Here is a 14,751-nt window from a genome sequence, read left to right as displayed (position 1 = left end):
TCAATCCTTGATGTAACTGGCCGGGAACAGGCCGCTGATGATGGCGCGGATGTTTTCCGAGATTGCCTGTTCGGCGACCGGATCGAGCATGTCGGCAAGCATCGGCAAACCGAGGTCGAAGCAGGAATCGAAGGCAATGGTGGCGTCGTTGCCATCGGCCTCTACGTGCCAGGAGCCGGAGAAGTGGTCGATGTCACCGGCGGTCTGGCGGAAGGAGATCTGGCGGTTGCTCGGGTCGAAGGTGTCGTGTTCCTGCCACTTGAGGATGCCGTTGTGAAAGTTCACCTCCCAGTCAGTGAGCGTCACGTTTTCGCTGAGGTTCTTGACGTCGATCTTGCGTACCGACGTGCAGTACTGCGGATAGGCGCTGAAATTGCTGATGGCGGCGTAGACTTCATCGGCGCTTTGACGGGGGATGAAGGCATTCAGGCGGACTTCTTTCATGGGCGGGTACCGGTCGGGAGTGAGGAGGTGAGTGCCACGGCAAAGCCGTCCAGTAGCCATTCGACGTCGGTTTCGCTGTACAGCGCCGGTGGGGTCAGGCGGATGACCCGGTGATCGTTGAGCGAATGGCAGACGATGATGCGTTGGTCGAGCAGGGCCATGACCATGTTGGCGGCGATGGACGCATCGACGAACTCGAAGCCCAGCAGCAGGCCGGCGCAACGCAGTTGTACCTGTTTGGTCCAGCCGTTTTGCTCCAGTAGCTGTTCGAAGCGCCCGCGCAGCAACTCGCCCAGCGCACGGGCTTTCTGTACCAGGCCGTCACGCTGCATCACCTGCAAGGTGGCCTGCACCGCCGCCATGGCCAGCGGGTTGGCACCGAAGGTGGTGGTGTGCATCAGCGGGTTGCGGTTCAGCGGTTCCTGCATCCGCGCCGTGGCGACCATGGCGCTGACCGGCACGCAGCCACCGGACAGGCTTTTGCCGACCAGCATGATGTCGGCCACCACGCCTTCGCGCTCACAGGCCCACCAGTAGCCGGTTCGGCCCAGGCCCGACTGGATTTCGTCGAGGATCAGCACGGCGTCGTGATCGTCACAGAGTTCGCGCACCCGGCGCAGGTAGCCCGGCGGCGGGATCAGCACACCAGCTTCGGCCTGGATCGGCTCGAGAATCACGCAGGCACGGCAATCGAGGCTGGCCAACTGCTGTTCCAGGGCCTGGGTGTCACCAAAGGGCAGGAAATGGGTGTTGCCCAGCAGGCCGGCGAACGGCTCGCGGTAGGTCGCGCGGCCGGTCACGGCCAGGGCCCCGAGGGTCTTGCCGTGGTAGCCGCCGATGGTTGAAAGGGTTGCCTGGCAGCCGTTCATGCAGGCCAGCTTCAGCGCCGCTTCGGTGGCTTCGGTGCCTGAGCTGCAGAAGTACACATATTGCAGCCCGGGCGGACAGACCTCGGCCAGTGCCGCCGCAGCGGCGGCCTGATAGGGGTTGAGCAGCAGCTTGCTGGCCATGGCGTGGCTGTGCAGTTGCTCGCTGACCTTGGCCAGCACCTCGGGATGGCCGTGGCCAAGCAGGAACACGCCATAACCGCCGGCATCCAGGTAGCGATTGCCATCGATGTCGTAGATGTACACACCGGCACTGGAGGCTTCGATCTGCAGGTTCATCATTGACGCCAGGCGCGCATAGCCGGCATTCACATGATTGCGGTACTGCTGCTGGATCTTTGCCTTGAGGGCTTCGTTGGGGTTGGCCGTAATGCTGTTCATTCATGCCTCCATGGCAATGGCGGATCGTTGGGGACCCGGCGCCGGCACCTTGAGCATGCGCTGCATGGCCGAGAGCTTGGGCGAGAGCTGGCCGAGGGTGCGGGCCAGTTCCCGCTGCGGGTCGCGGGTATGCATGCGGTGCGCCGGCAGCAATTGCGCCAGGGAGCTGGGCAGCGGCGTACGCAGGCTGGCGTAGCGGCACATCTGCGTGGCCCGGCCCAGTGCGGCACGTACGTTCTCTTCCAGTGCCGGCAGGAATACCGGACGGATCAGCCGGTCGTAGATGTCCGGGTTCATGCAGCGCGGGCGGTCGAAGGGCTTTTGCTGGTTGGCCATCTCCGCGCACATCAGGTCCAGCAGGGTTGTGATGTCCAGGGCATCGGGGCCGTTGGTGAGGTAGTAGTCATCGCCAATCAGGCGCTGGTCCAGGGCGCTCTTGATTGCCGCGGCAGCGACGTCACGGGCGATCAGGTCGACATAGCCGCGTTCCGGGCAGGGGATGATTGGCAGGTAGCCGGACATCATCAGGCCCATGGTCAGGTGAAACCCCTGGAAGTTGGGCATATGCCCGTTCTCGGCATCGCCGATGATGATCGAGGGGCGGAAGATCGACACCGGGATGTCGGCGCTGCGCACCAGTTTTTCGGCCTGGCGCTTGGCGATTTCATAAGGCGTTTGCGGCACCACGCCAGGGTAGTAGTCGCAAGGGTGGGTGAAGGCTGTACTGATGTGGTACAGCGGCGTGCCCGCCTCCTGGACGAAGCTGACAATGTTTTCCGTGCCCTGGTAGTTCACTGAAAAGATCTGCTCGGCCTGGCCGTCGAGGCGGGTGATGGCGGCCGAATGGATCACCCAGTCGACCCTGGCCAGCAACGCCCGGTAATCGCTGTCGCTCAGGCCCAGGTAGGGCTGGCAGATATCCCCGCGCAGCACTTCGACGTTGCTCTGGCGAATCCGGCTTTTGCGCGCCAGGCAGATAATCCGGTAGTCATCACCCAGCTGGTCGATCAAGGTTTCGCCCAGTACACCGGCTCCGCCGGTCAGTAGAACGGTCATCCGTGAATGTTCAGACATGTGCTTACGCTCCTTGCAGACATGAAGTGAATGAAGAGGGTTGGCGCTGAAGGCGACCGGGCAGTCAAAGGGCGGGCACTGTGCCCGTCGCGAAGCGAATTTTTATTGTTTGGCCGCAGGCCCCATTAAACCGGGGCCGCAGCCGAGCCTTCCCGCCACTGATTGGAGATCCCGAGGAGGAGGGCGGGGCAAGGATGGCGGTTTGTCAGGAGAGGGTCTTGAACGATTCGCTTGTCTTGCGCAGTACCAGCGCGGCACGGCTGGGCGACATGCCGATCATGCGCCGCATCATGCGGGTCAGGTGGGCCTGGTCGGAGAATTCGCCGTCGGTGGCCGCCTCGGTGAGGCTGGCGCCGGCGGCCAGGGACTGGCAGGCGCGTTCCAACTTGCGCCAGATGATCCACTGCGACAGCGGCACGCCCATCTGGCTATGGGCGAAGAAGCGCAGGCGCGGGCTGGACAGCCCCACGGCGTTTGCCGCCCGCGATACGGCGCCGGTGCCGCCACAATATTCACGCAACAGCAGCAGGGCATTGGACAGGCGCGGGTCGAAACTGTCATCGGCCACCAGCACCGCATTGAGCGCTGCCATCACCTCTTCGAAGCTGTCGGCCTGGCGAAAACACTCGAGGATTTCGTCACTCGCCAGGACCGTGCCGCTGGCATCGAGCAGCGCATTGAGGGCGCGGCCCAGCGGCGCGTCCGGATAGACATAAAGGAAGGCGACGCGATCGGCATTGGGCCGCGAGCGGTGATTGACGAAGGGCCCGATGATCACCCCGGCACCGCACAGCGTCCGTTCCTTCAGTTCGACGGTGACATCGCTGTGAATACCGATGCACAACTGGATTGCCACGTGGGCATGAGCACTGGTCTGGTCGGTCTTGCCGACATAGCCGAACCAGTAGTCGCCAAAGGTAACCTTGCCATCCCACATCATCTGATTTCCTTTTCGATTGCGCGGGTCCTCTTGAATGAACGAGTAGCCTCATGCCGTAATCTACCCGGTCAGACGCCGATGATAACTGTGTGCCATGGGCTGGTCGATAAAGGTGGTTACAAATGTACTCTGGCAGATTTGTCATATGCTGCTACGCCTGATGAGGTGCAAGCGCAGGCCCGCTCACCCGGTAATATCCTGCTTAGGCTACAGCGGTGAACTTATCCGGCGTTTCTCGCTCTTATCCCGGTAGCCATTGGTCGTGGCCGCCTGATAAGCTCGCGGCTTTACTCGATTGCCCTATTGGCGCATGAACAAGGAAATAGCATGAAACAGCATCGGTTGGCGGCTGCGGTTGCCCTGGTTAGCCTGGTACTGGCGGGTTGCGATTCGCAGACCAGCGTCGAGCTGAAGACCCCGGCACAGAAAGCCTCCTACGGTATTGGCCTGAACATGGGCAAAAGCCTGGCTCAGGAAGGCATGGACGACCTTGATTCGAAAGCTGTCGCTCAAGGTATCGAAGATGCCATCGGTAAGAAAGAACAGAAGATCAAGGACGAAGAGCTGGTTGAAGCCTTCGCCGCCTTGCAAAAGCGCGCTGAAGAGCGCCTGGTCAAGATGAGCGAAGAGTCGGCTGCCGCCGGCAAGAAGTTCCTTGAAGAAAACGCCAAGAAGGCTGGCGTGGTCACCACCGCTTCGGGCTTGCAGTACGAAGTGATCAAGAAGGCCGACGGCGCCCAGCCCAAGCCGACTGACGTGGTTACCGTTCACTACGAAGGCAAGCTGATCGATGGCAAGGTGTTCGACAGCTCCGTCGAGCGCGGCAGCCCGATCGACCTGCCGGTCGGCGGCGTGATCCCGGGTTGGGTCGAAGGCCTGCAACTGATGCACGTGGGCGAGAAGTACAAGCTGTACATCCCGTCGGACCTGGCTTACGGTGCCCAGAGCCCGAGCCCGATGATCCCGGCCAACTCGGTACTGGTGTTCGAGCTGGAACTGCTGGGTATCAAGGACCAGGCCAAGGCTGAAGAGCCTGCCGATCCAGCTGCCGAGTAAGGCCAGCGGATCCCCGCAACGCCCCGTCTCGACGGGGCGTTGTCGTTTCTGGGGTTTACCGAACCCTGGGGGCCGTGCAGGGTCTTAAGCGCTGCACCTGTTGATGGATCAGCGCGCGGCGGGCAAAACGTTTGCGTGATTGAAACAGGTGTGTAAAAAACGCCCGATTTAACCCGGACCCTTGCCGGGCGGGCGCCTTGAGCCTGAAACTGAGCTCTGTTCACAAGGTTATCCACAATTATTGTGGATAACCTTCCTTGGCACTGGCCCTGGAGGCCGTATGAAAGCACCGTGGAACTTCGCCCGATTTCTGCCCCTGGCCGAGCGTCTGCTCAGCCGCGGACGTTTGCCGGCGCTGATTTTTGCCGTGGCGCGCAAAGGCCCACGGCTGGGCAAACTGCGCGAGGACGTGCGCCTGATGCAGGCCCTGTGCCTGGCCTGGTGGCGCGGCGAGTACCGGGCGATCAGCCCCAAGGCGCTGATCACCGTGGTGGCCGGGCTGCTGTACTTTGTCAGCCCGCTGGATGCAATCCCCGACTGGTTGTTGGGCGTCGGCCTGCTCGATGACATCGCCGTACTGGCCTGGGTGATGAAAGCGGTGGCCGATGAACTGGCCGCCTTCAGCGCCTGGCGCAACCGTCAGGCACCGGAAAAACTGCGGGTGGTCGAACGCCTGCCCGACACCCCCGAAGCCCTGCGCCTGGAGCAAGAAAAAAGCTGATCACATCACGACCCTGCACACCCTTATTGGCTGGTAATATAATTGGCATAAGGATTATGCCTACCGATTACATATCGTAATCCTACAAGGGGGTTGTAATGGGTATTCAGGTCATCAGCCGAGACGGTCAACCCGAGTACGCGGTTGTTCCCTGGGAGCAGTACCAGGCGCTGCTCAAAGCCGCCGGGCAAGGCGAGCCGGGTGCCGCCGAAAACACACCATCCAACATTACCGACAGCGCCAGCTTGCCGAGTTTCAGTGAGCTGGCGCGTTTGCGTGAGGGCAAGGGCCTGGCGCCGGAGCAGTTGGCACGCAGCGTTGGCATCAGCCCGGTGTACCTGGCGCTGATCGAAAGTGGTGAGCGCCAGCCGGATGCTGCGATTCGCCGCAGCCTGGCCTGGGAACTGGGTGTGGCCGGCTGGAGCGAGCCGTCGTGAGCGTTCGGATCAGCCGCCAGCACTGGGAAGGCCTGCTCGGCGAGCTGGACGTCGCCCGCCGCCAACGCCACCTGCTGACTTACCGTGCCTTGCTTGAGCGCTTGCAATTGCCCAGCCCGGCCATGCAGACCCTGACCGCTGCCCTGGAGCACCTGGCGGCGCTTGATGCCCGCGCCGAGCAGCCACTGCGTAGCTCGCTGGTGATCAGCCAGGGCGCCAGCCGCTTGCCGCGTACCGGGTTTTTCGAGTGCGTCGAGCGCCTGGGGCGTTTCTCCGGCCCCTCCGATGGCATGGCTGCGGCCTCCTGGCATGCTTCGGAAGTGGTGCGGGTGTTCGAGTACAGCTACCCCGAACACGAAGAAGCCTGAGCGGCGGGCGCGGTATCGATCAGGTACAGGCTGTGCCCCGGCACATCCTTGGCCTGATGCTTGGCCTGTGAGGCCAGCTCGGCCAGTTGCCCGGCATCGAGCCCGGCACAGGCCTGTGGGTGCAACTGCACTACGCCGATCGACAGCGACAGCAAGGCGAATTCCTGGCGCCGGCCCTGACGGTCGGTGGCAATGAAGCACCCGGCTTGCAGGTGCTCAGCACGGTAGAAGCGCCGGCACTGTTTGTGAAAATCCTCCAGCAACAGCTGCAAACGCTGTTGCCAATCCTCTGAACCGAGCACCAGCATGAAATCGTCGCCTCCGATGTGGCCGACGAAGTCCCGGCTGGGGTCGACCCGTTCGTTCAGGCACTGAGCCAGGCACAGCAGCACTTCATCGCCGCGAGCGTAGCCGTAGATGTCGTTGAACGGCTTGAAGCTGTCGATATCGACGTAGCAGATCGCCGCAGCGCGCTGCTGTTGCAACAGGCGGGTCAGGCACTGCTGGATCGGCACATTGCCTGGCAGCAGGGTCAACGGGTTGGCGTAACGGGCCTGCTGGATCTTCTGCTCGGTGATCAGCTTGAGCACGTCGATCACCCGTCCCAGGCCCAGGTAACGGCCGTTGTGGGTGATGATGAAATCTTCTTCGATACGCTGGCGGGCGCGGCTGGTGAGCAGGCGGCTGACCTGCTGCAGCGACTGGCCAAGATCCACCGCGAGAAAATCGTCGCTCATCAAGCGGCTGATCGGCTTGCGCGCGAACAGCTCGGTGGCAAACGGCTTGAGCAGGGCATCGGAGAGCGAGTGGCGATGGACGATGCCACAGGGTTGCTGGTGCTGATCGAGTACCGCCAGCGAGTTGAGGTTGGCCTGGCTGCGAAACAGCTCGAGTACCTGCGGGGTTGGCGCGTCGCGGTTCACTGCGGGCTGTTCGATCAGCAGTGCGGCGAGGTTGCCGCTGTCTTCGTGGAGGCTCTGCAGCGCCTGCGTCGGTTGTCCGAGCATGTTCTGCACATCCCGCGCCGCCTGTTCCTGCGGACGGCCCAGCAGGTAGCCCTGGACCAGGTCGATGCCCATCTCGGTCAGTACCTTGAGCTCTTCGGCCAGCTCGATGCCTTCGGCGATCACCTGGGCGCGCGAGGCCCGGGCGATTTGCAGGATCGAGCCGACGAACTCGCGCTTGACCGCATCCAGGTGAATGCCGTCGATGAAATGGCGGTCGATCTTGACGTAGTCCGGGCGCAGCTCCGACCACAGGCGCAGGCTCGAGTAACCGGCGCCCAAGTCGTCGAGGGCGATTGAGAAGCCCATGTCGCGGTAATGGTGCAGGGCATTGAACAGCAGTTGGAAGTCGTCGGTGGGAGTTTGTTCGGTCAGTTCGATCACCACCCGGCTGGGCGGCACGCCAAGCTCGTGAAGCATCTTCAGGGTGCGTCCGGACTGGTACTGCGGCTCGAGCAAGGATTCGGGCGAGACGTTGAGGAACAGCTTGCCCTCGAGGTTCTGCTGGCTGAAGCGCCGGCAGGCGTTTTCCCGGCAGGCCACTTCCAGTTCGGTCAGGCGTCCGGCCTGGCGGGCCACGGCAAACAGGTTGATTGGCGAGTGCAACGGGCTGTTGGATGGGCCGCGGCTGAGGGCTTCGTAGCCAAGGATGCGCCGTTCGGAAAGGCAGACAATGGGTTGGAACAGGCTGTGCAAGCCGCTTTGAGCGAGGATGGTGCTCAACGCGCTGAGCTGTTCGTTGACGGTCATTGTCAGGGCTACCTTGAAAAAAAGGGACTGGGCACCTACGGCGCTCAGTCCCTTATTTCACGACAGTCTGATGACTATTTGATGACGCAATGACGCGCAGTCACATTATTTTGCCATCACCGCTTTCACGGGTTGTTTTTCGCCACCGCCGTATTCAGGCCCAGGTAGTCCAGCAGGATTCGTCCGGACTCCGCCAGGTAGGCGTCGTCTTCCGGCTTGGTATCGTCCGGTTCGACCGGCAGGGCGTCTTCGTCTTCCTTTTTCAGTTCCTTGAGCGGCTCTTCGCCCTTGGCCTTGCGGCGGGTGTTTTCCAACGCCAGCTGCTTGCTTTCGATATCGGCGTGCTGGGCACGGCGTTCGGCTTCGTTGAGGCTGACGGTTTTCTCGTTCATCAGCTTCTGGGTCAACGCCAGGCGGTCGCGGATGTAGACGAACTCCGGGTCCTTGGCCGTACGGGTGTCGTGACGGGCCTTGAGCTGGGCCAGGAACGGCTTGAACGGGTCGAGCGCAGGCTTGATCGCCGGGCGGATGGTGTCCCATGGCATGGCTTCGGGCAGGGCGCTTTCGCCGATTTCCTTGGTGTCGATGATCGACGGGTAATTGATGTCCGGCAGCACGCCCTGGTGCTGGGTGCTTTGCCCGGACACCCGGTAGAACTTGGCCAGGGTCAGCTTCAGCTCGCCATGGTTGAGCGGCTGGATGGTTTGCACGGTGCCTTTGCCGAAGGTCTGCCCGCCGAGGATCAGCGCGCGGTGATAGTCCTGCATGGCGCCGGCGAAAATCTCCGATGCCGAGGCTGACAGGCGGTTGACCACCAGTGCCAGCGGGCCTTTGTAGAAGGCGCCGTTGTTTTCGTCTTCGAGCACGTCGACGCGGCCGTCGCTGTTGCGCACCAGCACCGTCGGGCCCTTGTCGATGAACAGGCTGGTCAGCTCGGTGGCTTCCTGCAGCGAACCGCCGCCGTTGTTGCGCAGGTCGATGACCACGCCGTCGACTTTTTCCTTCTGCAGTTCAGTCAGCAGTTTCTTCACATCGCGAGTGGTGCTCTTGTACTCGGGATCGCCAGCACGGAAGGCCTTGAAGTCCAGGTAGAAGGCCGGGATCTCGATGATGCCGAGCTTGTAGTCGCGCCCATCCTGCTTGAGCTTGAGCACCGATTTTTTCGCTGCCTGCTCTTCGAGTTTCACCGCTTCACGGGTGATCGGCACGATCTTGGTGGTCTGGTCGTTCGGCGCATTGCTGGCCGGGATGATCTCCAGGCGCACCACCGAGCCCTTCGGCCCGCGGATCAGCTTGACCACTTCATCCAGGCGCCAGCCGATCACATCGACCATTTCCTTGTTGCCCTGGGCCACGCCGATGATCTTGTCGGCCGGTGCCACCTGCTTGGTCTTGGCGGCAGGACCGGCCGGTACCAGGCGCACGATCTTGACCTGGTCGTTGTCGCTTTGCAGCACGGCACCGATACCTTCGAGCGACAGGCTCATGTTGATATCGAAGTTTTCCGCGTTGTCGGGCGACAGGTAATTGGTGTGCGGGTCGTAGGACTGGGCGAAGGTGTTGATGTAGGCCTGGAAGATGTCTTCGGCACGGGTCTGGTCCAGACGCGTGAGCTGGTTCTTGTAGCGCTTGGTCAGCAACTCCTGGATCGCCTTGGGTTCTTTGCCGGCGATTTTCAGGCGCAGCACTTCATCCTTGACGCGTTTGCGCCAGAGGTCGTCGAGCTCGGCCTGGTTCTTCATCCACGGCGCGTCCTTGCGGTCGATCAGCAGGGACTCCTTGGTGGTGAAGTCGAAGTTGTCGACGCCCTTGCTCAGCTCGGCCAGGGCGAAGTCCAGGCGCGATTTGACCCGATCCAGGTAGCGCTTGTAGATGGTGAAGCCGGGGTCGAGATTACCGCTCTTGAGGAAATCGTCGAACTGGGTCTTCCACTTGTCGAACTCGGCGATGTCGCTGGCGGTGAAGTAGCTGCGCGCAGGATCGAGGAGTTTGAGGTAGCTGTCGTAGATGATGACCGAGCGTGCATCGTTGAGCGGCGGCTTGCTGTAGTGGTGGCGCTTGAGCAGCTCGACCACGTTGAGGCTGGCGACCACTTCATCGCGGTCGGGCTGGAGCTTATCCCAGCTGTTGGCGGCCCATGCACTGCCCGCCAATGGCAGACTGCCCAGACCGATCAACAGGGCGAGGGTGGTGCTTGGCAGAAAATGCTTCATGCTGATTCGACGTAGGGACAATTGATCACGCATATTAGGCCGTCTTTGAATTCGCCGGTTCCATGAAAACCGGACGCATAATGCAAAAAGCCCGGGGCTACAGCACCCGGGCTCAGTCATGACTCAACTATGGAGGCACTGTGAAGGCATTGCAAGGCGTTGACGGACATGTGGAGTGGGTTGCGACGACAAGTCCAGCTTGCGATATCGGTCAAGTACGAATTCGCGTGGCCGCAGCCGGCCTCAATCGCGCCGACCTGCTCCAGCGTGCCGGGCTCTACCCGCCACCGCCGGGGGCCAGCGAGTTTCTCGGCCTGGAATGCTCGGGGGTGATCAGCGAAGTGGGCGCAGGCTCCTCCTGGCAGGTCGGCGACCGGGTCTGTGCCTTGCTCGCCGGTGGCGGCATGGCCGAGGAAGTGGTGGTCGACGGCCGTCACGTGCTGCCGGTCCCCGAAGGCCTGAGCCTGCAGGAAGCGGCGGCGATCCCCGAGGTGTACGCCACCGCCTGGCTCAATGTGTTTCAGCTGGCCGGGCTCACGCCGGGCGAGAAGGTCTTGCTGCATGCCGGTGCCAGTGGTGTCGGCTCGGCGGCGATCCAGTTGTGCAAGGCCTTTGGCAGCCCGTGCTGGGTCAGCGTCGGCTCGGCCGAGCGCCTGGCTTATTGCCAAGGGCTGGGTGCCAGCGGCGGCGTGGTGCGCAGTGAAGACCTCAACGCGCTGAACGATTTTGCCCCGTTCAACGTGATCCTCGACCCGGTCGGCGCCAACTATGCCGAGCTCAACCTCAAGCTGCTGGCACGGGACGGACGCTGGGTGATCATCGGCTTGATGGGCGGGCGCAAGGCCGAGCTGGACCTGGCGCAGTTGCTGGGCAAGCGCGTGCAGGTAATGGGTTCGACCCTGCGTACGCGGGACGATCAGTTCAAGGCTGACCTGCTCAGCGACCTCGGCCAGCAGGTGTGGCCGCTGTTCGGCGAAGGCCGGCTCAAGCCGCAACTGGCCAAGGCCTTCCCGGTCCAGGATGCAGAAGCGGCGTTTGCCGAGCTTGCCAGCAACCAGGTGTCGGGCAAGCTGGTGCTGGTGATCGACGAGAGTCTGGTGTAGGCCGCCAATCGTTGGCAAGCCAGCTCCCACAGGTCAGGTGTATGCAGTACCTGTGGGAGCTGGCTTGCCAGCGATGCCTTTCATTTCCAGGTATGAATCGGCCACTTGTTCTTCTCGGCATGCTCACGCAACACCGGGTCCGGATTGACCACATGCGGGTAATCCACCTTCAACAGCAACGGCAAGTCGTTGCGTGAATCCGAGTAGAAGCTCGCGCCCTCCAGGTTCTCTTCCTGCTCATCCAGCCAATCCAGCAAGCGGGTGATCTTGCCTTCGCGGTAGGTCAGCACGCCAGTGGTCTTGCCGGTATAAACGCCGCGCTCAACCTCCAGCTCAATGCCGAGAATCTCATCGATGCCCAGGCGTTCGGCAATCGGCTTGACCAGGTGGGTGCCGGAGGCGGAGATCACCAGAATCCGGTCGCCGGCCTTGCGGTGGGCGGCAATGGTTTTGCTGGCGTCACTGAAGATGATCGGTTCGATGAAATCTTCCACCCAGGGTTCGACCAGGTGCTCGACCTCTTCCGGGGGGCGGCCAATCAATGGCTCGAGGCTGAAGGCCATGTAGTCCTCCATGGCCAGGTGACCCTTGCCATAGGCGTCCATCAGTGCCTTGTCACGGCGCAAAAAGGATTCGCCATCGACCCAGCCAAGGCGGACCATCTGCTCGCTCCACAGCGACGCGCAGTCACCGTGGATCAGGGTTTCGTCCAGATCGAAAATCGCTAGTGCCATATTCAGAGCAACTCCTGTGCAACCCTCAGGCGACTTCGCAGAGGGCGGTGGGATCGATCGACAAGGCTACCCACTGGCCGTCCGGATGCAGGTCGGCGGACGAGCGGTTGAGCACATCGACCAGCAATTCTACCCCGCGCGCTTCGACACGGTAGCGGATCACGTTGCCAAGCAGGCTATGGCTGCGCACCCGCCCCTCCAACTCGCCTTCCAGGCCCAGGGCGATGGCCTCCGGGCGGATCGCCAGGCGGCTGCTCACCGGGCGTTGCAGCAGGCGGCTGGCGCTGTCGGCGTCGAGCAGGTTGTAGTTGCCGATGAAGCCGGCGGCAAACACGTCCACCGGTGCGGTATAGAGGGTTTCGGCATCGCCGCTCTGGACGATGCGGCCCTGGTTCATGAGGAAGATGCGGTCGGACAAGGTCAACGCTTCTTCCTGGTCATGGGTGACGAAGATGGTGGTCAGGCCCAGCTCGCGCTGGATGGCGCGGATCTGCTCGCGCAGGTGTTTGCGAATGCGCGCGTCCAGCGCCGACAGCGGCTCGTCGAGCAGCAGCAGGCGCGGGCGGGTGACCAGCGAGCGGGCCAGGGCCACGCGCTGGCACTGGCCGCCGGACAGCTGGTGCGGGTAGCGGCGGGCAAAGTCCTGCAGCTCGACCAGGTGCAGCACTTCGCGGACCCGCGCCTGGCTGTCGTCGCTGTTGACCTTCTGCATGCGCAGGCCGAAGGCGACGTTCTGCTCGACGGTCATGTTGGGGAACAGCGCGTAGCTCTGGAACACCATGCCGATCCCGCGCTTTTGTGGGCTTAGCGGCACCAGGTCGTTGCCATCGAGCAAGATCCGCCCGCTGTCTACGGCGGTCAGCCCGGCGATGCAGCGCAGCAGGGTGGATTTGCCGCAACCGGAAGGGCCGAGCAGGGTGACGAATTCGCCGCGTTCGATCTGGCAGTTGATGTCGTTGAACACCGTGCTGCCGGCATAGCTTTTTTGCAGGTTCTGTACGCTGACAAAGCTCATATCAGGACTTGTCCTTGTTCAGGCGGTTGGCTGCCCAGGTCAGCACCAGCACGAAGAGGAAATAGGAAATCACCAGGGCACTGTTGAAGTGGCCGCTGCTGTTGCGCATGTTGTTGAGGTACACCTGCAGGGTCTCGTAGCGGGTGCCGACCAGCAGGTTGGCGAACACGAACTCGCCGAACAGGAACGAGAACGACAGCAGCAGGGCCACCATCAGGCCCTTGCGCAGGTTCGGCAGCACCACCAGGAAGGCGGCCTGGAAGGTGCTGGCGCCGAGCAACTGGGCAGCGTCCATCAGGTCGCGCAGGTTGATCGCCTGCAGGTTGTTGGTAATCGCCCGGTACATGAACGGCAGGGCCACGGTGAAGTAGCAGCCGATCAGGATCCACGGCGTGCCGACCATGGCCATCGGCCCCGAGCCGTAGAGCTGCAGCAGGCCCACCGACGACACCACCGGCGGCACCGCGAAGGGCAGCAGGATGAGGATGTTCATCAGCGCATCGAGCCGCGGGAAGTGGTAATGCACCACGAACAACAGCGGCAGTATCAGCAGCACCGACAGCAGCAGCGCGCCGACACAGACCAGCAGCGACTGGCCGAAGGCTGCGAGAAAACGCGGGTCGCTCCACAGCGCCAGGTACCACTTGAAGGTCAGGCCGCTGGGCAACAGGCTTGCCGACCAGCTGGTGGCCAGCGAGTAGAGCAGGGTGCCGGCCAGTGGCAGCAGGAGGATGATGAACAGCAGGTAGACCACCAGGCGGTGGTACAGCGACGAGGTGCCCGGTTCAGCGCGCGACATGGTAGCTCCGCTTCAACAGCCATTGATGGACGAAGGTCACCAGGGTCATCAGCCCGACCAGGATGACCGCCAGGGCGCTGGCCAGGTTCGGGTCCAGCGAGATGTCGCCGGCTACCAGCGCGGCGATGCGGATTGGCAGCACGTTGAAGTTGCCGGTGGTCAGCGCATAGACCGTGGCGTAGGCGCCCAGGGCGTTGGCCAGGAGGATCACGAAGGTGCCCAGCAGGGCCGGTGTGAGCACCGGCAGACCGATGTGCCGCCAGTATTGCCAGGCGCCGGCACCGAGCAGCTCGGCCGATTCACGCCAGTCCTCGCGTAGGGCGTCGAAAGCCGGGTAGAGCAGCAGCACGCCAAGGGGGATCTGGAAGTAGGTGTAGAGGATGATCAACCCGCTCTTGGAATAGAGGTTGAAGTCTTCGATGATCCCGGCCTGCTTGAGCAGCATGGTCAGCGCGCCGTTGAAGCCGAGCAGGATGATGAAGGCGAACGCCAGCGGCACGCCGGCGAAGTTGCTGGTCATGTTGGCAAAGGCGTTGACGAAGTCGCGCAGGCGCGAATCGACCCGGCGCAACGAGTAGCTGCCGAGGATGGCGATGAGGATGCCGAACAGGCTCGACCAGAAGCTGATCTGCAGGCTGTGCTGGATCGCCTGGCGGTAGAACTTCGAGTTGAACACCTTGCTGAAATTGTCCAGGCCCCAGCTTGATTCCACCTGCACGCTGTGGAGCATTACCCAGGCCAGCGGGGCGATCTGGAAGATGATGAAAAACACCGCGAAAGGCGCCAGGCAGAGCAGTGCCAGCCATTTGCCGCGCTTGATCGAAT

15 protein-coding genes are annotated in these 14,751 nt (G+C 62.5%); 5 read left to right on the top strand and 10 right to left on the bottom strand.

The genetic code is table 11. The features are described from left to right. The 4 genes from PspR32_RS19220 to PspR32_RS19205 all read right to left on the bottom strand — a co-directional run bounded on the left by PspR32_RS19220 (position 1) and on the right by PspR32_RS19205 (position 3,726). Complete coding sequence (locus tag PspR32_RS19220; RefSeq protein ID WP_036996566.1) at positions 1-444, bottom strand: type II toxin-antitoxin system RatA family toxin; 444 nt, start codon at positions 442-444, stop codon at positions 1-3. Continuing rightward, a complete protein-coding gene (locus tag PspR32_RS19215; protein WP_010224221.1) occupies positions 441-1,712 on the bottom strand; it encodes an aspartate aminotransferase family protein in 1,272 nt (423 codons plus the stop codon). The genes PspR32_RS19220 and PspR32_RS19215 overlap by 4 nt, the downstream gene beginning before the upstream one ends. After that, the gene (locus PspR32_RS19210; RefSeq protein WP_010224220.1) at positions 1,713-2,786 is read right to left on the bottom strand and encodes an SDR family oxidoreductase; all 1,074 of its coding nucleotides are present in this window, start codon (positions 2,784-2,786) and stop codon (positions 1,713-1,715) included. Between the two features lie 205 nt (positions 2,787-2,991). Next, complete coding sequence (locus tag PspR32_RS19205) at positions 2,992-3,726, bottom strand: helix-turn-helix domain-containing protein (protein ID WP_223253819.1); 735 nt, start codon at positions 3,724-3,726, stop codon at positions 2,992-2,994. Positions 3,727-4,053: 327 nt separating this feature from the next. Here PspR32_RS19205 and PspR32_RS19200 point away from each other — a divergent pair, with 327 nt between their 5' ends. From PspR32_RS19200 to PspR32_RS19185, 4 genes are all read left to right on the top strand, one after another. Then, positions 4,054-4,782, top strand: a complete 729-nt coding sequence (locus PspR32_RS19200; protein ID WP_010224217.1) for an FKBP-type peptidyl-prolyl cis-trans isomerase — start codon at positions 4,054-4,056, stop codon at positions 4,780-4,782. Between the two features lie 280 nt (positions 4,783-5,062). Beyond that, positions 5,063-5,503: a YkvA family protein gene (locus PspR32_RS19195; protein ID WP_010224215.1), complete on the top strand. Its 441-nt coding sequence runs from the start codon at positions 5,063-5,065 to the stop codon at positions 5,501-5,503. Between the two features lie 98 nt (positions 5,504-5,601). After that, positions 5,602-5,940 carry a helix-turn-helix domain-containing protein gene (locus PspR32_RS19190; protein ID WP_010224213.1) on the top strand — a complete coding sequence of 113 codons (339 nt, stop codon included), beginning with the start codon at positions 5,602-5,604 and terminating at the stop codon, positions 5,938-5,940. Further along, complete coding sequence (locus tag PspR32_RS19185) at positions 5,937-6,308, top strand: hypothetical protein (RefSeq protein WP_010224211.1); 372 nt, start codon at positions 5,937-5,939, stop codon at positions 6,306-6,308. The genes PspR32_RS19190 and PspR32_RS19185 overlap by 4 nt, the downstream gene beginning before the upstream one ends. Here PspR32_RS19185 and PspR32_RS19180 read toward each other — a convergent pair. Beyond that, complete coding sequence (locus tag PspR32_RS19180) at positions 6,284-8,062, bottom strand: bifunctional diguanylate cyclase/phosphodiesterase (protein ID WP_036996565.1); 1,779 nt, start codon at positions 8,060-8,062, stop codon at positions 6,284-6,286. The genes PspR32_RS19185 and PspR32_RS19180 overlap by 25 nt on opposite strands. A gap of 125 nt (positions 8,063-8,187) precedes the next feature. Then, positions 8,188-10,275: a carboxy terminal-processing peptidase gene (locus PspR32_RS19175; RefSeq protein ID WP_174242304.1), complete on the bottom strand. Its 2,088-nt coding sequence runs from the start codon at positions 10,273-10,275 to the stop codon at positions 8,188-8,190. A 140-nt stretch (positions 10,276-10,415) separates the two neighbouring features. On the opposite strand from PspR32_RS19175, the gene PspR32_RS19170 reads away from it, so the two are divergent. After that, positions 10,416-11,378, top strand: coding sequence for an NAD(P)H-quinone oxidoreductase (locus PspR32_RS19170; RefSeq protein ID WP_036996564.1), 963 nt, complete (start codon positions 10,416-10,418; stop codon positions 11,376-11,378). A gap of 80 nt (positions 11,379-11,458) precedes the next feature. Here the strand turns inward: PspR32_RS19170 and PspR32_RS19165 are convergent, their stop codons facing one another. Genes PspR32_RS19165 through PspR32_RS19150 form a run of 4 tightly spaced genes read right to left on the bottom strand, consistent with a single transcriptional unit; the run spans position 11,459 to position 14,746 of the window. Further along, a complete protein-coding gene (locus PspR32_RS19165; protein ID WP_159389028.1) occupies positions 11,459-12,112 on the bottom strand; it encodes an HAD family hydrolase in 654 nt (217 codons plus the stop codon). Positions 12,113-12,137: 25 nt separating this feature from the next. Beyond that, positions 12,138-13,127 (bottom strand): ABC transporter ATP-binding protein, encoded by a 990-nt coding sequence (locus tag PspR32_RS19160; protein WP_159389027.1) that lies wholly within the window; start codon positions 13,125-13,127, stop codon positions 12,138-12,140. A 1-nt stretch (position 13,128) separates the two neighbouring features. Next, complete coding sequence (locus tag PspR32_RS19155; RefSeq protein ID WP_010224204.1) at positions 13,129-13,926, bottom strand: ABC transporter permease; 798 nt, start codon at positions 13,924-13,926, stop codon at positions 13,129-13,131. Then, positions 13,913-14,746, bottom strand: coding sequence for an ABC transporter permease (locus tag PspR32_RS19150; protein ID WP_162471133.1), 834 nt, complete (start codon positions 14,744-14,746; stop codon positions 13,913-13,915). Before PspR32_RS19150 ends, PspR32_RS19155 begins: the two co-directional genes overlap by 14 nt. Positions 14,747-14,751: the final 5 nt, after the last annotated feature.

It is taken from the genome of Pseudomonas sp. R32, assembly GCF_009866705.1.
Classification (GTDB): domain Bacteria; phylum Pseudomonadota; class Gammaproteobacteria; order Pseudomonadales; family Pseudomonadaceae; genus Aquipseudomonas; species Aquipseudomonas donghuensis.
Note: the sequence above shows the minus strand (reverse complement) of the source record. Positions and strands in the feature narration are given on the sequence as shown.

Coding starts and splice junctions, on each gene's coding strand:
- PspR32_RS19220 (WP_036996566.1), bottom strand. CDS start 444: ATGAAAGAAGTCCGCCTGAATGCCTTCATCCCCCGTCAAAGCGCCGAT.
- PspR32_RS19215 (WP_010224221.1), bottom strand. CDS start 1,712: ATGAACAGCATTACGGCCAACCCCAACGAAGCCCTCAAGGCAAAGATC.
- PspR32_RS19210 (WP_010224220.1), bottom strand. CDS start 2,786: ATGTCTGAACATTCACGGATGACCGTTCTACTGACCGGCGGAGCCGGT.
- PspR32_RS19205 (WP_223253819.1), bottom strand. CDS start 3,726: ATGATGTGGGATGGCAAGGTTACCTTTGGCGACTACTGGTTCGGCTAT.
- PspR32_RS19200 (WP_010224217.1), top strand. CDS start 4,054: ATGAAACAGCATCGGTTGGCGGCTGCGGTTGCCCTGGTTAGCCTGGTA.
- PspR32_RS19195 (WP_010224215.1), top strand. CDS start 5,063: ATGAAAGCACCGTGGAACTTCGCCCGATTTCTGCCCCTGGCCGAGCGT.
- PspR32_RS19190 (WP_010224213.1), top strand. CDS start 5,602: ATGGGTATTCAGGTCATCAGCCGAGACGGTCAACCCGAGTACGCGGTT.
- PspR32_RS19180 (WP_036996565.1), bottom strand. CDS start 8,062: ATGACCGTCAACGAACAGCTCAGCGCGTTGAGCACCATCCTCGCTCAA.
- PspR32_RS19175 (WP_174242304.1), bottom strand. CDS start 10,275: ATGAAGCATTTTCTGCCAAGCACCACCCTCGCCCTGTTGATCGGTCTG.
- PspR32_RS19165 (WP_159389028.1), bottom strand. CDS start 12,112: ATGGCACTAGCGATTTTCGATCTGGACGAAACCCTGATCCACGGTGAC.
- PspR32_RS19160 (WP_159389027.1), bottom strand. CDS start 13,127: ATGAGCTTTGTCAGCGTACAGAACCTGCAAAAAAGCTATGCCGGCAGC.
- PspR32_RS19155 (WP_010224204.1), bottom strand. CDS start 13,926: ATGTCGCGCGCTGAACCGGGCACCTCGTCGCTGTACCACCGCCTGGTG.